Origin of the sequence: Sporolactobacillus nakayamae (genome assembly GCF_900113325.1) — a bacterium.
Taxonomy (GTDB): Bacteria; Bacillota; Bacilli; order Bacillales; family Sporolactobacillaceae; genus Sporolactobacillus; species Sporolactobacillus nakayamae.
In genome coordinates this window covers 1-14,715 of the sequence record NZ_FOOY01000038.1, presented here as the reverse complement: position 1 = coordinate 14,715, position 14,715 = coordinate 1, and the positions used below count along the sequence as shown (strand labels likewise).

Genomic DNA, 14,715 nt, shown 5'->3' with positions numbered 1-14,715 from the left:
AATCAGCGTTCAGGCGAAAGAATCAGCGTTCAGGCGAAAGAATCAGCGTTCAGGCGAAAGAATCAGCGTTCAGGCGAAAGAATCAGCGTTCAGAAAGAAATAATCATGTCAGTCTAATAGTTAACAGTTCGTGTGACAGATGGTAAACTCGGCCTCTGTTTTTTCCACTGTAAGACAGAGATACAGATTGGAGAATTCTTCTGCACGTGTCAGCAGAGTCAATCAATAGAAATAATCTGCATTGCTTATTTGTGATTTTGGACCCGAAGATAAGATAATAATCTCGAAGCGCTGGAATATGAGCCTCTTTTGATGAATGATTGCATGAAAAGCAATGCCAGCTGCGATGTATACGTTTCATATAAAAAGTGTGACATTTTGGACATTGAACACCTTTGATGATATCTGTCCGCTTCAGATTTTTAAACGAAGAAAATAAATCGAGAATGAGCGGGGCGTGATTATCCATGAGCTGATCTGCAATTGCTTGCAGATCGTCCTGATTAATGTAGTCACGTGTATGGTTTTGGTTTATTTTTTTTAATGCGGTTCCAAAAGCAGAGGTTCTCGTGAGGTTTTTCATTAAAGGATCTTCTGAATTTAGAATTTGAAGTTGAGCAGAAGAAGTAATAACTACGCGGTTCTCGGCAGGAAATTTTGATAAGTCGGCATGATCATTAAACCATTTCATTAACTGTTCCTGTAACTTATTTGCCTGAATCAAGGGATCATCGAACACATCAATTTTTCCATCGCTTTCTCTGATCAGTTGCCACAGGTTATGGTCAAACGTTAGTTTCCCAATTATATTTTTGACCTCAATAATTAGGAAAAATCGGGGGCACATGGCTAGCCAATCGATTTGAAAATGATGGATTTTATCAGACAGCCGTAAATTGTGAAAAATAATAAATTCTTCTGAGAGATAATCAAGAAAAAAAATCAATGATTGTTCTCCTTTGAACCCAAAAAGGGATCGTTTATAACGACTTTCGATTTCTTTCCAGATAACTGCTTGTGTTGAAACCCTGTTGAGACAGGCGTGAAGCTGGTTGATATGGAAGGGAGATTCAATTGGCTTTCGGTACATTGGCCCACCTCATTTTTATTTATTTATAATTCAGCGGAGTAAGGATCTTTGACTAATGGCGCTCATTTCCTGTGAGCAACGTCAAAGCCACCGCGTCCTCTTGGATGATGCAACTAAGTCTCGGCGTTCGCCGGAGGCTTGGCAAAGCCAAGCTTTCTAATAGATTCCACAATTCGCGGTCATACTCCTATTTATTTTTGATAAGAAAAGGTACAGCTTTGTGAACAAGCGAAATGATCAGTGCGCCAAAAAAATTTAAGAAGGAAACGACAGATAAAGTAGAGAATACCTCATGGAGAAAAGTGGAATTCAGGAGGATCTATATGGAGCAAAAAACGGTATTGATCATTAATGGTAAGGATACTCGTTACGATTATGTCGCAAAAGGCGATTTGAACACGTTTCTATCAGACACTGCAGCTGGTTACTTGAAGGACAAAGGATTCGATGTATTGACGACGAGCGTGGCAGACGGATACGAGGTAAGAGATGAAGAAAATAAGTGGAAGCAGGCAGACTTTATCCTTTTTCAGTTTCCGATTTACTGGTTTGCCGCGCCTGCTGTGCTTAAAAGGTACATTGAAGATGTCTATAACTATGGTACGTTCTATTCAAGCGCACCTGAATATGGCAGAGGCGGCTTGTTTAAAGGGAAACGCTATACGGTATCTACGACATGGAACGCGCCGAAGGAAGTGTTCGGCAATGGCGACTCATTTTTTAATGGCCGATCTGTCGATGATGTGCTCTCCGCGTTTCACGATACCCAAGATTTTGTCGGCCTAACAAAACTGCCAAGCATTTCCTTTCATGATGTTATCAAGAATCCGGATGCACCAGCATATGAGGATCAGATGAAAAAACATTTAGACACAATTTTTGACCGCTAATGAGCCAAATGAGTTAGAGTATTCGCTTCTTTTTCGTTAAAAAGATTGTAATACCTAAAAGTATGGTTGAGATGCCAAGGACTTGCTGTAAGGTGACCCCTTGTTCCAAAATGAAGTAGGCGAGAATGCAGGTCCCAACCGGTTCGCCGACGATGCTCATGGATAGTGTTGACGTGCTCAGCCACTTGAGCAGCCAATTGAAAACCGTCTGCCCGAGTATGGTAGAAATGAGCGCTAGACATAGGAACCATAACCAATTAATTGCAGAGTAGTCAGTGAGCGAGAATCCGCTCATTACAGAAAAGGCAAGGAGAAAGAGAGCGCTGCTGCCGTAGCCAATGATCGCATAGGGAATGAGTGGCAGCTTTTTGCGAAGACCTTGCCCGAGAAAAAAGTATCCGGTAATCAACCCGGCAGCAATAAACGCGAGTAAGTCACCAAAAAGAGCGCCACCGCTTACTTGAAAGTCTTGCCAACCAATGATTACACTACCTGTGATCGCTAAAAGCCCGCCGAATAACGCCCGGCGGGTTAACTTTTCCCCGAAAAGAAAATAACCGCCGACAAAGGCAAATAAAGGCTGCAACGTGACGAGCACGGTAGAGCTTGCGACGGAGGTAAAGCGCAGAGACTCGAACCATAATGCGTAGTGTGCAGCGAGAAAAAACCCGGAAAGAATTCCAAGAAACCATTGTTTTCGGGACAATAAAACTAACGCTGTGCGGTTTGGTTTATTAAAAAGAAGAAAAGGCAAGAGAACAATTGTTGAGAAAAGCATACGATAGCCCGCAATAATTGTTGACGGAGCATCAGAAAGCTTAACAAAAATCGCCGATACGGAAAGCGCGAATGCGGCAAAAAAGAGAATGAGATACACGTAGTTCGGTTTCATAGATTCCAGAAAAAATCACTCCAACTCATGAGGGTTACACAAAAGAGGCATAATCCCATACTATCATATGTCGCAGGTTTGTCATTTGCTTTTTTTGTTACCAAGAATGCAGATCAATGGTATACTGATTGCTCTGACATGCGCGTTATAAAAATAATTCATCTGCAGACGTTATATCTGAGAAGAAAGAGGCATAGTTTGAGATTCAGAGATTTTCATAAAAATATTAAAATAAGAATTATCGAGACCTTTACAAGCCGTTTTGTCGGCGGGATGATTTTTCCGTTCATGACCATTTACTTGGCCTATCACTTCGGCGCTAAGACGACAGGTCTCTTGCTGTTGATTAACATTTTTATTGGTATCACTATATCATTTCTTGGTGGCTATTTGTCAGACCAATTTGGCCGAAAAAAAGTTATGCTCTATGCGGAGTGTGCGCGATTCGCCGCATTTGTTGTGATGATGATCAGCAACTCGCCTTTTTTTGAATCAGCCACGCTGACTTTTATCATGATGATCGTCAACAGCATCTCTTGGGGGCTTGCCGGTCCGGCAAATGACGCGATGCTGATTGATGTCAGCACACCGGAACAGCGAAAATTAATGTATTCGATCACGTATTGGGCGAACAACTTGTCGATTGCGATCGGTGGAATAGTGGGTGCGTTGCTGTTCCAGCACTATTTATTTGAACTGTTCATTGCACTATGTGTTGTCGAGTTTGGGGTTGTTTTTCTTGTCGCTTTTTTTATAGAGGAAAGCCATAGTCGACGACAAACCGGTCAAATGTCGCTGCATAAGCATGTGTTACATATTGTTTCAAGTTACCGGCGCGTTTTTCAAGATCGGCTTTTTATCCTATTTGTCATTGCCGGTGTTCTTGTTTTTTCGATGGAATTACAGTTGACAAATTATATCGGCATTCGTTTGAGCGCGGAAATGCCAACGCAATCTTTACTAGTTTGGAAAGTCAACGGATTAACGATGCTCGGTTTTCTGCGCAGTGAAAACACGATTCTTGTTGCGGTGCTGATGCTGTTTAGTTCAGCTGTGAGTCGGCGTCTGAATGATAAGACCGCATTGATCGGCAGCTGCGCGATTTTTTCGATTGGCTACGGTGTGCTGGCTTATACAAATACTGTTTGGATGCTGATCGTATTTATGGTTGTCCTGACCATTGGAGAAGTATTCCGTGTTCCTGTCGAGCAATCCTATGCCGCGGCGATACCGCCTGAAGATGCGAGAAGTACCTACATGGCGATTAACGGATTGAAATACAATCTCGCCATGCTGATTGCTTCATTAACGATCACAATCGGAACGTATTTGTCGACACTTGCGACGGCGATCATCATTACCGCAATCGGACTGTCCGGCACACTTCTCTACGCACTGATTCTCCCATGTGTTGAACAGCGAATCTCAATGAGAAGTGAGTCAAGAAAAATGGATGGAAAAACAGTAAATCAATAAACCAATTGGAGGAATAGATGATGTACAAAGATGTTTCTGCTGATGAAGTGAAAAGGATGCGTCTGAATGGGCAAGTTGCCAGTGTTATTGATGTCCGTGAGCCTGACGAGTTTGCAGAAGGTCATATTCCAGGTGCTGTTAATATATCGGTGAACAGCATTCAATCCCAGTTGAGGCGAATTGACAAATCCAAGGAACACATCCTTGTTTGCCATGCGGGAGTGCGCAGTGCATTTGCCGCAGAAATCCTTTCAGCAAGCGGCTTTCAAGTGAAAAATATGACCGGCGGAATGCTTGCATGGACCGGAGCGATCACGTATTCATAAATGGAGGACCTCATCGTCATTTTAATGACTTTTGAGATCCTCTTTTTTGATAATCTAATTAAATTTTCGATCTAAATTCCATAGGTAAGGGCAGAGCAATGCGGGATTGTCTGGAGAGACTTCTTTGCAGATTCGATTCGCCTCAGATTTACTGATTTTCCTGTTGAAATACCTGGATAGCCAGTTATCTAAATGTGAATCGAAAAGAACGCCGCTTTGCTCTTTATTTATGAATGGATGGTTAAAATCGAGCACAAGGATCAAAAATAGGAAATTGGCTTTTTTATCGCTGATTCCTGAAACTTCCTTGATCGCCGACACAAATGTGTGATAATCCAATGAACAATTCAGCAACTGATCTGCTGATTGGTATTTTTCATGAATGATTGACGATAATGAGAAAATATAGTCGGCTATTTTTTTCGGAAAACGATGGAGTGCCGGTTTTTTTTTGATCGTCTCTTGGACTGTCTCAATGTTCTGGATGATCCATTCCGGATTCAGATAATTGATCCCAATTCTCGTACTTAGTTCATAGGGAAGATTCCACGCGAGCTCTGACTTCACCGATTGATCGGCGATTACAGCGACTAACAGCGCAAAACTATCTTTTTCAACAAGACTTCTGCTTTTTGGCGACATATGGATATGATCAAGCATGGAGTGCGGCCTGTCCAGCTCGAATTCTTGTTTCAGTTTGTTTAACCTGTCCTTCATTGCGTCATCAATGATCATGTAATCAGACCTCCACAGCACTATCATCTAATATATGAATAAGAGAATTATAGACAATAGACTGGGGATTGTCACTAAAGTTATTTCATTGAAACAGCGACTTTTAGTAGAATAATCGGATCATTTATACCGGTGAGTTCAAAGAGCGTATCGCCATCCTGCCATCTGACCATGCTTTGTCGGTTATCAGTATAGACCTGAATGGTTCCATACTGATGAGGGATAGGTAAGGTATGCTGTTCCAGATAGGCGACGATCTCTCGGGCTAATTGCCTTCCTTTATCTGCGTCTGTTGTTGGTGATAAAGCTGCAAGTGTCCAACGTCCTTCATTCCAAGAAATCCCTGCTGTGCCCGCACCCGCATCTGCGTAGCCCGTAATGTTGTGTCCCAGATCGACAGCAGCGCCGTCCGTTGGTCCAAAATTATGGTAAGTAATCTGCTTGGCTGCCTCTGCACGGCTCGCATAATTTTGTGCGTTAACAACTGCAAGTGTTTTTACATGAGCAAGTGTCTTGTCATTCACAGCGACCGGAGTATTTGTCTGTTTGAATGTGATTGAGTATCCCGATGACTGCTTTTTCACAATTGCTGATATATATTTCCCTTTTTCAAGGGGTACTTGTTGCGGGAGATGGAGCTGACCCTTATCCTTCAGAACGATTCGGATGTCCTTGAGCGTTTGCTGCAGGGTTCCGGTTTTTGCAGTTGTTTGATTGGTGTTTGTTTTTTCATTTGGACTGTTACTTATTTTATCTTGAGTACTTGATCCTACGCTATTCATGTTCGACGATGAACTGTCTGTCTGACTCAAGGAAGAGTCACCCGTAGGTTTACTGCTTTCTACCGCGCTTTGTGAACATCCGGCAATGATCAAGGCTGTAAACAATAGAGTAATAATCACTTGTTTTTTCATGGTGACATAACCCCCTTCTCCTTATTATTCCCTAAGCAGCTGTCCTGAAAACATAGGTGCGAATAGGTACTGAACCGACTTCTTTTTGAGAATGTGCAGATTATTCATTGAGCCACTAGTATAAATGAGTTTTTTTGCTTTACACTGAAACAGTTAAGGACTATATTGTTATTATTAAACGTACAAAAATATTTATATGTTTAATTAAAATAACTTTGGAGTGTCGTGCTAATGGAAAAAATATACTACATTAAAGATTTGGAACAACTTAGGGTTTTTAGCGAGCCCTTTAGGATTAAGATCTTATGGTCATTTTGCGGTAAAGAAAAAACAGGAAAAATGCTGGCGGATGAATTTCAGATGTCACCTTCCAAAGTACGTTACCATCTCACCGAATTGGAAAGAGTCGGTCTAGTAAAGGTAGTTCGTACAGAACTAAAGAACGGCATTCAACAAAAATTCTATCTACCGGTTGCGGCAGGTTTTTCCTTGCAAAAAGTAGCATCATTAATTAATGGAGAGGATGCCTCTAAGCTTGATAACATTATGAAGCAGAATGCTTTAGATGCCTTGGATGAAATGCGTGAAAAGCTGACTGAGGCGAGTGCTGTTCAACCAGAATTGATTCAAGTTTCTGTTTCTCTTGCCTTGACGAATGAAGAAAAAAAAGAATTAGCTACCAAAATTATTGATCTTCACGAGCAAATGGAAAAGCTGCGTCAACGAACACCAACTGACGCCATGAAAAATTACTATGTTAGTATGACGATGTTCCATACTGATCCGGAATCAGAATTGGACTAAATCCGTTAGTTATTCTCTTTTTTTACTCAACGTACAATAAATTTAATATGTGAAAATATTATATATCATAATAAGGAAGTGTTTTGTATGAAAGATCTTTTATTGCAAAATAGAGGCTATCTCATGCTCTGGCTTTCAACACTGACGACTCGTTTTGGTAACGCGCTTACGATAACCGTGTTGGTCTATCATATCGGCACGCAGTCGCGCAGTGCCATGATGATCAGTATGGTTTTACTGGCACAAATGCTGCCGATGGTCTTAGTTGGCATTTTTGCGGGTTCTATTGCGGATCGAATGCCGAAATTTGCAATTATGATCGGCAGCGAATTTTTTCAATTGCTGATTGTCGGTTTTATGATCCTTTTTCTTAACTTTGCTTGGGTTTTGATTATTTTGATTTTCCTTCAGGGGGCGGGTGCTGCGTTTTACGGTCCTGCAAAGACGGTCTATTTAACTGAACTTGTGAGCGCGCAAAAGTTACCTGATGCGATCGGTCTTTCCCAAGGAACAAGTCAGGCTACTGATTTAATCGGGCCACCTATAGCTGGAGTGTTGCTATTGGTCATCCAAAGCGGACAAATATTAATGATCGATATGTTGACCTTTTTGTTATCTGCAGGGTTTATCTTTGCTTCATCGCGCTATGCATAAAAAGAACTTAAGATTCCTGATGCAAAGGGACGTGAATCGGTCATAACAGCAATGATTAAAGGCATAAAACGGGTTTCCTCGTTAAAAAGTTTGAGATTTTTAATTTTTATCGTCTTCGTCTTAATGCTTGCTGCCGGTGTCTTCAATGCAACATCGGTTTCCATTGAACTTCAGATTTTTCATGTGAATGGTTTTCAGTACGGACTGCTTGAATCTGTTGCAGGCGTAGGCGCAATTGTCGGTTCGTTTGCCGGCCCTTATTTGATTAAACGCATACACCCAGGAAAGTTTATCATTTTTTCAGGGATCATACTTGGTCTATGGATGGCACTCATTCTCTTTATTCATTCGTCTTATCTGAGTTTTGGATTGATACCTCTGTTTGTGTGGATCAGCGGCATTGGACTGCTCAACTCCTGCCTGAGTATTCCTGTCAGTTCACTATTCTTGGTCGTTACCCCTGCGACATTCAGAGGGCGCGCGGTGGGTATTATGCAAATGTTCTCTTATCTTGGAGGAATCATTGGTCTTCTTGTTGGTGGCGCGCTCTCAGTCTCCATTGGTGTCATTCAAGTAACGGTCATTGCCGGAGTCTTGATGGCGGTTGTATCCTTAGGATTAATCTGTACTAAAGGGTATAAAGATCTGCTTCACGTACGGGAGTCAAGATCAAAAACCATTGACTAATTGTTGCGCAGAATAACAAATATGCGTATTCGCGGACTTACGATGAGTTTAGCACCTCACACAATTTAGTGCTATGATAATGGCATCAATGGAAAAATCAGGTGATTAATATGAAGCAAGGAACAACGATTTTGACTTTGGACAACGGATATCATCTTTGGACGAACACCCAAGGAACCGGCGATATCCATTTGCTTTGTTTGCATGGAGGCCCAGGCGGAAACCATGAGTACTATGAAAACTTTGCTCAAAAGTTGGCGGAACAGGGTTTGAGCATTCAAGTACATATGTACGATCAATTAGGCTCTCTTTATTCAGATCAGCCGGACTATTCAAATTCTGAAACTGCTTCGAAGTATTTAACCTATGAGTACTTCTTAGATGAAGTTGAAGAGGTTCGGCAGAAATTGGGACTGGATCAATTCTATCTGATCGGTCAGAGCTGGGGCGGCGCGCTTGTCCAAATGTATGCTTTGAAATATGGCAAGCACTTAAAAGGTGCCATTATTTCTTCGATGACGGATAATATTGACGAATATGTCGCCAATATTAATAAAATTCGCGAGGAAACGCTGCCTGCCGATGCGGTTGCTTTTATGAAGCAATGTGAAGCGACGAATGATTATGACAATGATCGCTACCAGGGTTATGTGGATATATTGAATAAAGGTTTTGTTGATCGCAAACAGCCTCCGGCAATCTCACATCTGTCGCCAACTATGGCAACGCCTGTATATAACGCGTTTCAAGGCGATAACGAATTTGTCGTGACCGGCAAACTCAAGGAGTGGGATGTACGCGATCAACTAAAGAACATTACCGTTCCGACTCTGATTACGTTTGGTGAGCATGAAACAATGCCGCTTGCCGCTGCACGGCGCATGGCAAAAACGATTCCGCACGCGCGACTCGCTACTACACCGGAAGGCGGCCATCATCATATGATTGACAACGCCCCGGTGTACTTCGATCATCTTGCAACATTTATTAAGGATGTTGAGAACGACAAGTTCCATGACTGAGAGAAACTGTTTGATCCGCCCGTAAAAAGGCGGATTTATTCATATAAAAGGAGGAGAATGCGTGAAAACAAGTACTAAAGGACTGCTTTCTTTTTTAATCATAAGTCTTTTCATTGCCGGTTGCACCGATCAAGGCAAACCGGTGAAGGTTACGAAAACGATGAATCAAGTCATTTCGAATTATCTGTTGGCTCATAACAAAGGCCTCATTGAACAAACAGAACAGCAATATGAAGCACATAAACTATACGGGGCGAGAAAAAAAGATACCGGATTCACCGAAGTTTACCTTTATTATCTCTATGAAGGATTTAATCGAGAAAAAAAGACAGAAGTTGACGGTGGTTCTCTCCCTGTACGAGTCAAATTAAAAAAAGTAGGGGGCAGCTATAAAGTTGTTGGTTATAAAGAGGCTGAGGACGGCAGCAAATTTACAGACTCGATTAAGGAGATGTTCCCAAAAGAGTATGCGGATCAAGTACTGAATATCAACAATCGGCAGGCAGTAGCTAAAGTATTGCAAAAAAAAATCAATAAACAAGTTGTCAAATGGCGGGAACAGTGACATGATGTATGAATTTTGCCCCTGCATTTAGGGAGCCACTTGTATTCCTCTTATTACATGCAGTTTGATGATTACTGCCATGCTCTTAATGGATCGAATTGGAGGCCGACCATGAATGAGAATGAATTGTATGTCTACCACATTGTTACTCGGAAAAAATGTGTCTAGGTCAGATTATTAACTTTGACAAGAATCAACACAACACCTTATACCATTTCTTTTTTGAACGGGAACAATTGAATGCTAAAGGTGAGGACTTTATTCAAATGTTGAAAGGACATTATACGAACGAAGGAATGAACATGAATAAAGAAAACGCTAAGGTAGCCATTGCCTATGTAGACCAAACAATCCGAGCGATTAGAGAAGTGATTGTAGAATTGGTTAGACTGCAAGAATTTCCTGAATATCCTTCAAGACTGTCCTGCTTATACGCCGCGAAAAGCTATGAAGACGTTTTGAAGTGGAAAGATTTATTTGATACTTATAATCGGAACGTCTTGCAAATTGTTAAACTACGAGTTAATGGAAATACATTTGAAGGTGACGGGAGCCTTTTACCAAAGGAAGATGGAGTTCCTTTCTCTCAAAAAATGGAACAGGCCAGAGAATATTGGAAGGGCAATGTGAAAAACGAGCTTCCTGAACTCTTGATTAACGGAACAATTGAAGTGGTAGAAATTATTGATGATTTCTCGGCATAATTTTTAGGAAAGATGTCTCTATCGGCAGAAGGCACATATTTTGAATTCAAACGAATGGTACAAATGGGTAAGGAAAAAGCGCAGAGTAATGAAGGAAATTCGGGAATAAAATTTACTGATAGTTCACAAATGAATTGAAATCAGATCGGTCACTATGCGATAATGCAACGAGAGCATTATAAAGGAGTGGCTTGAGAAAAATGAGTACATTGATCGATGAAATTAATCAACTTGCTAGGCTTTCAAGAGAGAGGCCTTTAACGATACAAGAAAAAAAACGACAGGCGGAGCTTCGTCAAAAGTATCTAAAGAATTTTCGTCAACGGTTTAAAAAGCAGCTGTCGCAAATCAAGGTGGTTGATCCAAAGGGGAAGGACATCACACCGAAGAAAGCGAAAGCGCTGCGGGAAGCACTTGATCAAGAGTAAGCACCCGTGCTCGATCTTTCGGGTGCTATTCTTTGAATAATGTAAGCGCTTATGGTACCATGAATTCAATTAAATAAGAGTTCCACTAGGGGAGCGGAAAGCTGAGATTGACTCTGTCAAGACCCTTTGAACCTGATCCGGGTGATGCCGGCGTAGGGAAGTGGCTGATCCAGCTTTTCACTCATGGTAATCAACCGCTTTCATTACGAAAGCGGTTTTAATTTTGCCTTAAATAGGGAGAGTGACAAAATGGAAGGAATCTCACAATTGGCACGTAAGCAAAGCGATGCATTGTGGCAGAAGAGTTTCAAACATCCCTTTGTACAAGGGATTAAGCACGGAACGCTAGGTCTGGATTCGTTTCGCCATTACATCAAACAGGATGCGTACTATGTTCGTGAGTTTGCCAAGCTTCACGGTATGGCTGCCGCGCAAACGGATGATGCGGCGGCTGTCTCGAAGCTTCTCAAAATAGGAAACGGCTTGGCAGAAGGAGAATTGCAGCTTCATCAAAGTGTATTTCAGGCGCTTGGAATCAGTGATCAGGAATGGGAGGCGTTCCGCCCGGCTCCGGATGCTTACGCCTACATCAGCCATCTCTATCATGTGGTAAGCAGAGGAAAGTTGGGGTACACGCTTGCCGCGTTGATGCCATGCCCTTGGCTCTACTACGAAATCGGATTGCAATTAAAAGATGCTCAGCCGCAAGCAAAAATTTTTCAAGATTGGATTGCCGAGTACAGCAGTGAAGATATTGAGAAAAATGTACTCATCGAACGCGCCCTTTGGGATGAAGCAAGCAAAGATGCGTCCGATGCAGAATGTCATGATATGACCCATATCTTTCTGCAGAGCAGTTACTATGAACTCCGATTTTGGCAAATGGGAGCCACGCTCAGTGATTGGCCGGAACAAGAGAAGGGGGAAGATGTTCATGATTTCTACTCATCGATTGATTGACTTAATGCGCGAAGTACGCGAGAAAAAACCTTTGCTGCATGTAATTACCAACCGTGTCGCTATTAATGATTCAGCAAACGGCGCGCTCGCTGTCGGTGCCTCACCGATCATGGCTGAGGCGCATGAAGAAGTCGAAGCGATTGCGGCGATCAGCGGAGCACTTGAGCTCAACATCGGCAACCTGACGCCTTACTCCATTCAAAGCATGCTGCTTTCCGGACGTGCAGCGAATCAAGCGGGTGTTCCAGTTGTTCTTGATCCAGTTGGCGCTGGTGCCACCGATTTTAGACTTAACACGGTGCAAAAGCTGCTCAGTGAGTTAGACATTGCGATCATTCGCGGTAATGCGGGTGAAATTGCGGCGCTTGCCGGAGAAAGTTGGGGAGCAAAAGGTGTGGACGCCGGTGAAGGCGAAGGCGATGTTCTGGCAATGGCTGATCGCGTGGCGCGCCAATGGCATACCGTTGTTGCTGTTTCAGGCGCTGTTGATACCATTACAGATGGGCGTCAGGCGTATCGGGTGAAAAACGGTCATCCTCTGTTTCCTTTTATGACCGGTTCCGGTTGCTTGAATGGTGTCATTCAAGCCGCCTACGCAGCTGTTTCTCAGAATTATTTAGAAGCGTCGGTCGCCGCTTCGGTAAATTACGCGATTGCCGGACAACTGGCGGGAGAGAAATGTGCGGGACCCGGTGCTTTTCGCCAAAAATTGATGGATGAATTATACCTATTAGATGAAGAAAAGGTTCAGCGTTATGCAGATATTGAGGAAGTGACTGTCTGATGATACCACAAGTTTTGACAATCGCTGGAACAGACAGCGGCGGCGGAGCAGGGGTGCAAGCAGATCTGAAAACGTTTGAAGAGCGAAATGTGTTCGGGATGTCTGTTGTGGTTGCCGTTACCGCGCAAAATACAAAAGGAGTGCAAGGTGTTTATCCACTTCCGGTTGAAGCCATTGTGCGTCAGATGGAATCGTTAGCTGATGACTTTACGATCTCCGCATTGAAGACAGGAATGCTGGTTGATGCTGAGCGGATTGAGGCAGTAGCTAGCGGTATTCGCCGATTTGGCTGGCATCCGCTAGTGGTCGATCCGGTCATGGTCGCAAAAGGAGGCGCCCATTTGGTAGCTCCCGAAGCCATTGAAACAATCAGCCGCAAGCTGCTGCCAGTAGCGGATTTGATTACACCGAATACACCAGAAGCTGAAGTTCTGGCGGAGATGTCGATTCGTTCGGACGCAGATCGAGAACAAGCGGCGAGAAAAATCATAAACCAAGGCGCTAAGGCCGTACTGCTTAAAGGCGGACATGATGAGGCGAATCCGGAAAAGGCACGGGATTGTCTCGTGACAAAGGATCGGACAATTTGGTTTGAGGCAGATCGCATTAATACACCGCATACCCATGGCACGGGCTGCACGCTCTCGTCATTAATCACAGCTGAAATGGCGAAAGGTCATGATCTGGAGGAAAGCGTCAGAACGGCAAAACACTTGCTGACGCGGGCCATCGCTCATGCACCGGAAATTGGTCATGGTCACGGGCCGGTTGCGCACTGGTCATTGCGAGAGGACGTGGCCGCTTATGACAAGTGATAAAGACCTGAAGCACGTTTTATCTTTATATTTTGTCATGGGTTCACAAGACGTCGGGCTCTATGATCCGTTAACGACGCTTGAAATCGCGTTGAAAGCAGGAATTACCTGTTATCAATGGAGGGAAAAGGGCGCAGAGTCATTAACCGGATCCGAGCGTTTCGCCTTTGCAAAAGCAGCACGACATTTATGCCAAACGTATCACGTCCCTTTTTTCGTCGATGATGATGTATCGCTTGCACTTGAACTGAATGCCGATGGAGTGCACGTTGGACAGAAAGATGAAATCGCACGCGAGGTACGGCAAAAAATTGGACCAGCGATGTGGCTTGGCGTTTCCGCACATTCTGTCGAAGAAGCCAATCGAGCGCTTGTCGATGGGGCTGATTATATCGGTGTCGGTCCTTATAAACCGACACAGTCAAAAGCGGATGCGGAATCTCCTTTGGGTGATACGTTAATTCGTACCTTAGCGGAAATGAATTATCCATTGCCGATGGTTGCTATAGGGGGAGTAACACCAGCCGATGTTCCAACTATTTGTTCGGCAGGAGCAGCCGGAGTCGCTGTGATTTCCGCTATTTCCAAAGCTGCTGATCCAGCGATGGCAGTGGAACGCTTTTTATCACAATCGAACGATTTTTGATGCTATTTATTGAGCAGGTCATTCATGGTACCATGAATGACCTGCTATTAGAGTCTGTTCAAAAAGGAGGACAAAAAGAGCCGAGGTCAGGCAAATCGCCACGTCCTGTGGCATGCCTGACACTAGCTCGTCCTGAGCGTCGAAGATCAAGGAAGCGCAGTTTCGAGCTACCCGCGCGTACTTTCACAGGACGTGATGACTTCAACGTTGTGCACAGGACGTGCACGGTATTAGTTGAAGTTCCCCTGTTGATACGTAAGGAGCGGAGAAACAAGCTGACACAGAACTTCCGCAGGATGCGGTGACTTCTGCGTTGTGTACAG

The 14,715-nt window shown here is 43.4% G+C and carries 17 protein-coding genes, 1 pseudogene and 1 riboswitch; of the genes and pseudogenes, 14 read left to right on the top strand and 4 right to left on the bottom strand.

The features are described 5' to 3' along the window. Positions 1-103: 103 nt before the first annotated feature. On the bottom strand, positions 104-1,090 hold the full coding sequence (locus BM003_RS16915; RefSeq protein ID WP_093674800.1) for a nuclease-related domain-containing protein: 987 nt from the start codon (positions 1,088-1,090) through the stop codon (positions 104-106). 323 nt (positions 1,091-1,413) lie between these two features. On the opposite strand from BM003_RS16915, the gene BM003_RS16910 reads away from it, so the two are divergent. Then, entirely contained in the window at positions 1,414-1,980 is a 567-nt protein-coding gene (locus tag BM003_RS16910; RefSeq protein ID WP_093674799.1) for an NAD(P)H-dependent oxidoreductase, read from the top strand. Between the two features lie 13 nt (positions 1,981-1,993). Here the strand turns inward: BM003_RS16910 and BM003_RS16905 are convergent, their stop codons facing one another. Next, the gene (locus BM003_RS16905; RefSeq protein WP_093674798.1) at positions 1,994-2,872 is read right to left on the bottom strand and encodes a DMT family transporter; all 879 of its coding nucleotides are present in this window, start codon (positions 2,870-2,872) and stop codon (positions 1,994-1,996) included. Positions 2,873-3,070: 198 nt separating this feature from the next. Here BM003_RS16905 and BM003_RS16900 point away from each other — a divergent pair, with 198 nt between their 5' ends. After that, positions 3,071-4,348, top strand: a complete 1,278-nt coding sequence (locus tag BM003_RS16900; RefSeq protein ID WP_093674797.1) for an MDR family MFS transporter — start codon at positions 3,071-3,073, stop codon at positions 4,346-4,348. A 20-nt stretch (positions 4,349-4,368) separates the two neighbouring features. After that, on the top strand, positions 4,369-4,674 hold the full coding sequence (locus tag BM003_RS16895) for a rhodanese-like domain-containing protein (protein WP_093674796.1): 306 nt from the start codon (positions 4,369-4,371) through the stop codon (positions 4,672-4,674). Between the two features lie 54 nt (positions 4,675-4,728). Here BM003_RS16895 and BM003_RS16890 read toward each other — a convergent pair whose 3' ends face one another. After that, on the bottom strand, positions 4,729-5,409 hold the full coding sequence (locus tag BM003_RS16890; RefSeq protein ID WP_093674795.1) for a hypothetical protein: 681 nt from the start codon (positions 5,407-5,409) through the stop codon (positions 4,729-4,731). 80 nt (positions 5,410-5,489) lie between these two features. Continuing rightward, the gene (locus BM003_RS16885; protein ID WP_093674794.1) at positions 5,490-6,323 is read right to left on the bottom strand and encodes a hypothetical protein; all 834 of its coding nucleotides are present in this window, start codon (positions 6,321-6,323) and stop codon (positions 5,490-5,492) included. Between the two features lie 231 nt (positions 6,324-6,554). Between BM003_RS16885 and BM003_RS16880 the strand changes: the two genes are divergently transcribed. From BM003_RS16880 to thiE, 11 genes and pseudogenes are all read left to right on the top strand, one after another. Further along, entirely contained in the window at positions 6,555-7,127 is a 573-nt protein-coding gene (locus tag BM003_RS16880) for an ArsR family transcriptional regulator (RefSeq protein ID WP_093674793.1), read from the top strand. 87 nt (positions 7,128-7,214) lie between these two features. Continuing rightward, positions 7,215-7,781, top strand: a complete 567-nt coding sequence (locus BM003_RS18175) for an MFS transporter (protein WP_093674792.1) — start codon at positions 7,215-7,217, stop codon at positions 7,779-7,781. A gap of 90 nt (positions 7,782-7,871) precedes the next feature. Then, a complete protein-coding gene (locus tag BM003_RS18170; protein ID WP_177184854.1) occupies positions 7,872-8,468 on the top strand; it encodes an MFS transporter in 597 nt (198 codons plus the stop codon). Between the two features lie 110 nt (positions 8,469-8,578). Further along, entirely contained in the window at positions 8,579-9,490 is a 912-nt protein-coding gene (locus BM003_RS16865) for a proline-specific peptidase family protein (protein ID WP_093674790.1), read from the top strand. A 61-nt stretch (positions 9,491-9,551) separates the two neighbouring features. Then, positions 9,552-10,055, top strand: a complete 504-nt coding sequence (locus BM003_RS16860) for a hypothetical protein (protein ID WP_093674789.1) — start codon at positions 9,552-9,554, stop codon at positions 10,053-10,055. A gap of 111 nt (positions 10,056-10,166) precedes the next feature. Further along, positions 10,167-10,759: pseudogene (locus BM003_RS16855) on the top strand (DUF2441 domain-containing protein). 200 nt (positions 10,760-10,959) lie between these two features. Beyond that, complete coding sequence (locus tag BM003_RS16850; RefSeq protein WP_093674787.1) at positions 10,960-11,187, top strand: DUF896 domain-containing protein; 228 nt, start codon at positions 10,960-10,962, stop codon at positions 11,185-11,187. A gap of 77 nt (positions 11,188-11,264) precedes the next feature. Further along, a riboswitch (TPP riboswitch) is annotated at positions 11,265-11,363 on the top strand. 73 nt (positions 11,364-11,436) lie between these two features. Beyond that, positions 11,437-12,147, top strand: coding sequence for a thiaminase II (tenA, locus tag BM003_RS16845; RefSeq protein ID WP_177184853.1), 711 nt, complete (start codon positions 11,437-11,439; stop codon positions 12,145-12,147). After that, positions 12,122-12,931, top strand: coding sequence for a hydroxyethylthiazole kinase (gene thiM / locus BM003_RS16840; RefSeq protein WP_093674785.1), 810 nt, complete (start codon positions 12,122-12,124; stop codon positions 12,929-12,931). The genes tenA and thiM overlap by 26 nt, the downstream gene beginning before the upstream one ends. After that, on the top strand, positions 12,931-13,746 hold the full coding sequence (thiD, locus tag BM003_RS16835) for a bifunctional hydroxymethylpyrimidine kinase/phosphomethylpyrimidine kinase (protein ID WP_093674784.1): 816 nt from the start codon (positions 12,931-12,933) through the stop codon (positions 13,744-13,746). Before thiM ends, thiD begins: the two co-directional genes overlap by 1 nt. Next, the gene (thiE, locus tag BM003_RS16830; RefSeq protein ID WP_093674783.1) at positions 13,736-14,392 is read left to right on the top strand and encodes a thiamine phosphate synthase; all 657 of its coding nucleotides are present in this window, start codon (positions 13,736-13,738) and stop codon (positions 14,390-14,392) included. Before thiD ends, thiE begins: the two co-directional genes overlap by 11 nt. Positions 14,393-14,715 lie beyond the last annotated feature (323 nt).

Bases quoted from the DNA above. Each gene is read 5' to 3' on its own strand.
- BM003_RS16915 (WP_093674800.1), bottom strand. From the start codon at position 1,090: ATGTACCGAAAGCCAATTGAATCTCCCTTCCATATCAACCAGCTTCAC.
- BM003_RS16910 (WP_093674799.1), top strand. From the start codon at position 1,414: ATGGAGCAAAAAACGGTATTGATCATTAATGGTAAGGATACTCGTTAC.
- BM003_RS16905 (WP_093674798.1), bottom strand. From the start codon at position 2,872: ATGAAACCGAACTACGTGTATCTCATTCTCTTTTTTGCCGCATTCGCG.
- BM003_RS16895 (WP_093674796.1), top strand. From the start codon at position 4,369: ATGTACAAAGATGTTTCTGCTGATGAAGTGAAAAGGATGCGTCTGAAT.
- BM003_RS16890 (WP_093674795.1), bottom strand. From the start codon at position 5,409: ATGATCATTGATGACGCAATGAAGGACAGGTTAAACAAACTGAAACAA.
- BM003_RS16885 (WP_093674794.1), bottom strand. From the start codon at position 6,323: ATGAAAAAACAAGTGATTATTACTCTATTGTTTACAGCCTTGATCATT.
- BM003_RS16880 (WP_093674793.1), top strand. From the start codon at position 6,555: ATGGAAAAAATATACTACATTAAAGATTTGGAACAACTTAGGGTTTTT.
- BM003_RS18175 (WP_093674792.1), top strand. From the start codon at position 7,215: ATGAAAGATCTTTTATTGCAAAATAGAGGCTATCTCATGCTCTGGCTT.
- BM003_RS16865 (WP_093674790.1), top strand. From the start codon at position 8,579: ATGAAGCAAGGAACAACGATTTTGACTTTGGACAACGGATATCATCTT.
- BM003_RS16850 (WP_093674787.1), top strand. From the start codon at position 10,960: ATGAGTACATTGATCGATGAAATTAATCAACTTGCTAGGCTTTCAAGA.
- tenA (WP_177184853.1), top strand. From the start codon at position 11,437: ATGGAAGGAATCTCACAATTGGCACGTAAGCAAAGCGATGCATTGTGG.
- thiM (WP_093674785.1), top strand. From the start codon at position 12,122: ATGATTTCTACTCATCGATTGATTGACTTAATGCGCGAAGTACGCGAG.
- thiD (WP_093674784.1), top strand. From the start codon at position 12,931: ATGATACCACAAGTTTTGACAATCGCTGGAACAGACAGCGGCGGCGGA.
- thiE (WP_093674783.1), top strand. From the start codon at position 13,736: ATGACAAGTGATAAAGACCTGAAGCACGTTTTATCTTTATATTTTGTC.